Source organism: uncultured Nostoc sp., assembly GCF_964245575.1.
GTDB lineage: Bacteria > Cyanobacteriota > Cyanobacteriia > Cyanobacteriales > Nostocaceae > Nostoc.
Map to the genome: position 1 here is coordinate 1 of NZ_CAXTNP010000480.1, position 3,420 is coordinate 3,420.

General features: G+C 38.2%; 3 protein-coding genes. 2 read left to right on the forward strand and 1 reads right to left on the reverse strand.

From position 1 onward, the window contains the following. Positions 1–89 precede the first annotated feature (89 nt). Positions 90–269, reverse strand: coding sequence for a transposase (locus ACFFAP_RS37250; RefSeq protein ID WP_375515914.1), 180 nt, complete (start codon positions 267–269; stop codon positions 90–92). 963 nt (positions 270–1,232) lie between these two features. Between ACFFAP_RS37250 and ACFFAP_RS37255 the strand changes: the two genes are divergently transcribed. Together ACFFAP_RS37255 and ACFFAP_RS37260 are read left to right on the forward strand one after the other, a co-directional pair. Next, positions 1,233–2,018, forward strand: a complete 786-nt coding sequence (locus tag ACFFAP_RS37255; protein WP_375515915.1) for a ParA family protein — start codon at positions 1,233–1,235, stop codon at positions 2,016–2,018. Then, positions 2,018–3,136, forward strand: coding sequence for a ParB/RepB/Spo0J family partition protein (locus tag ACFFAP_RS37260; protein ID WP_375515916.1), 1,119 nt, complete (start codon positions 2,018–2,020; stop codon positions 3,134–3,136). Before ACFFAP_RS37255 ends, ACFFAP_RS37260 begins: the two co-directional genes overlap by 1 nt. Positions 3,137–3,420 lie beyond the last annotated feature (284 nt).

Below are 3,420 nucleotides of genomic sequence, written 5' to 3' on the forward strand. Positions count from 1 at the left end.
GCTGTGCAAGACATAATTATCTCTCACCCCTCAAAATTGAGCGAACGGACAGTTATTAAGCGACTCAAACAATGTTGCTTTGACGGTGTTCATCTGCGTAGGCTAGCAAAAACCGCAGGCATCGCTTGTAGATGTTCTAAGATTTGATTCCAAATTCTGGCTTTTTGCCACCGATAAAACCGCGTTGCAATATTCTCCCACCTTCCATAAGGTTCCGGCATATCCCTCCAAGGTGCCCCTGTTCTGAGTATCCAAAGGATGCCATTCACAACCTGTCGATAGCGAAGCGTTAGCGAGGAACGAGCGTCTGCTCATGATTTGGTTTACCCGTTTGGGGTTTTTGTGGTGGTAGTAACGGTTTTAACCGCTCCCACTGTTCGTTGCTTAAGTCTCCTCGATTCATCATCACACTAAAGCGATCGCATCTTTATTTTAGGATACAGCAAGTTTGAAAACACGCCCTAGTCTCCCAGTAATTAGCGATCGCCTATTTTTCCTAATTTCTTTTGCTGTATTATTTGCCTATTTTGTCAAGACGTAAGTTCTATTTAAAAAAAACTTCCTCTAGCATTCAAATTCTTGCAGGAGGAATTTGGATCGGAGAAACGATTAAGGTACTTGTGCCAGCATGAAACACGTTTAGGATTAAAGACAATTGCAGGACGTTTAATTACAGCTAGAGGAGTTAAACCTGTGGGTTAAAGCCAATGGCAACGTGAAAACTTTTATTTATACGGAGTCGTATAACCCCTAAGTGGATACAGTTTTTTCTATGAGTTCCTTTCCCTTAAAAGTGTTAACAACTATCTTGACTCAGATATATAAAACAAGTCGCAAAGTCACAGGGGATTTCAAGCAAAGGATGGAAATTGTGTTTTATGATTATTTGCCTCAATGGAATTATACTGCCAAGCCATAGGTGTGATAATTCTGGATCTTATTTAATCCATATTTTTAAGAAGCATCGGGAGTTCTTTGGGTGATCAATTTAACGACAAAAAAATGGGAGAGAGGTTCGTCCTCCACAGATAAATTAGGGGGCTTATCGACTCACCAAAAAGCCTCTTCCCATGTTTTCCAGCCTAGCCTTGGCAAACCGAATATAATTTTTGAAATTCAGCTTGTTTCGAATTTTAAAATCTGATAATTATTAAAATTCTCAAACTTATATTTGTCGGATTTTAAAATCCGACAAATCATTGATATACTGCGACTAAGTTTGAGTAATTTTTATGAAACAGATAGTTCTCGCACTCCTGGCTAATGCTGGTGGAGTAGGTAAGTCTACCATTAGCACACATATTGCCTATGAAGTAAGCAAGCAGGGTTATACAGTAGCTATGTTAGATTTAGACCCCCAACGTTCATTGGACGTGTTTTGTGGTTTGTCACCAGCCGAAGCAAATTTAACTACAGTAAAGTTACTTTCTAAGGATTTTAAAGGTGATTGGTCATTAGTACCAGTTTGGGATTCTAAAGTTGAGGTGTGTCAAGGACATCCCTTGTTGGCTGAAATAGCTAATGAATTGGTGATCAGAAAACGTGGAGAATACAGTTTAGCAGACAAACTAAATAAATATTCATTACCTCATAACCTAATTATTTTGGACTGTCCTGCAACTTTGGGTATGCTAAATGTCAATGCTTTAGCTGCTGCGACTCATATTTTAGTTCCAGTACAGTTAGAGATGAAAGCAATTTCTGGTTCAGCAGAGTTAGTTGAATGGTGTATTTCCACAAGTGACGAGTTACAACTTGAACCACGTCCACCAATTTTAGGGTTTGTTCCCAGTATGTATAACCCAGTAGTCGCTATGCACAGGCAATACTTGGCACAGTTACCTGCAATTGCTGAGAAATTAGGTATAAAGTTGTATCCAAAAATTCGGAGTTCTAACGAATTTAAAAATGCTAGTGCCTATGGATTACCATTGCACAAGTATCGTCCCAAGCATTCTGCTTGCAAAGATTTCAAATTAATTGTTGATGATGTGATTGCATTAATTAAGGAAAAATAATGGCAAAAGGATTACCGCAGATAGGCGATAAATTTAAAGGGGCAGTACAGAAAACCGCTCAAGAACAAAAAATTACGGATTTACAAGTTGAAGTAGAAAGGTTACGTGCATCGCAATCACCAGAATTAGAGACAGAAATCGCCAAACTGCGCGAACAATTGCAAACGCAAACAGGTGAGATTGCCATTGATACAGGTTTAATTGACCCTAACCCTAACCAGCCAAGACAAACAATTACACAAGAGTCTATTCAGGCAAAAGCGAGATTACTAAAAAAACATGGGCAGATTACGCCAGTTATTTTAGTGACTCAAGATAACGGTCGTTATATGCTCTTAGACGGACAGTTACGTTGGTCAGGAGCGAAGCTATTAGGATGGGAGACTATTCGGGCATTAATCGTACCTCAGCCACAGGATTTAGATCAATCATCGTTATTGACTTTTTTAGGTTTTGAAGATTTAAATCCCCTAGATAAGGCAGAAGCAATATTTAAAGAGATCACCAAATCAACTGGTTTAGAAATTGATGAGGTTGCTACAATTCTTGGTGCTGTACTTAAGCGGCTTGAACGTAATAATCAAGTCAAGGAACTAACAAAATTATTAATTGCTACTAGTGAGGAGCAACAACAAGGTTTAGAAGTACTGGATATTAATAACAAGGAGCAAGCATTATTTTTATTGTTCTTAGAATTTGGGTTGAATCCTGCTTCTGTTAAGTCCAATTTTTTACCAATGTTATCTTTGCCAGAAGATTTAAAAAAAGCAATTCGTCATCAAGAACTGAAAGGCGCTCACGCATTGGCATTAGTAACATTGTCATCAAAAATATTGAAAATTTCCGAACAAGAGGCAGCTATAGAACGAATAAAAGCAACAGAGCAGGTATTAAAAGAAAGTTTAACTGTACCTGAGACGCGCGATTTAATTAAAGGTATTAAAGCTAAGTATTTAACATCAGAGCAATCAGAATTGAAAGAAGTAAAAGTAATTATTCAAAAAATCAGTAGTGGATTATCTGAGATAACTTTAGCTAATGCTAGTCGTGAACAGCTTCAATCTTTACAAGAAATCTTAGAACAGAAATTAAAGGAAATTGGTAAGTTAATGGGATAAGTTTTTGGGGCAAAAAGAGCGATCGCTTAGAACACAGTTTACTTCCCCTCAAGCAACTACGGATGAGTATTTTTACAAACTATAAAACCCATTTGACATCTTAGGACTGTACGTTCGCTCGTTTTTGAAGGGTGAGAGGAATTAATGCCTTGAGAGGAAAGGAATGGGACAATTTCTGAACCCAATCGCGTAACGCTCCCATTTCTGGGTAGTGTTGAGAACAGCGATAGGGGATTCGTGACAAGTTAAGGAAAAGCAGGATTTGTCAAGGGGAGAGGAAATGG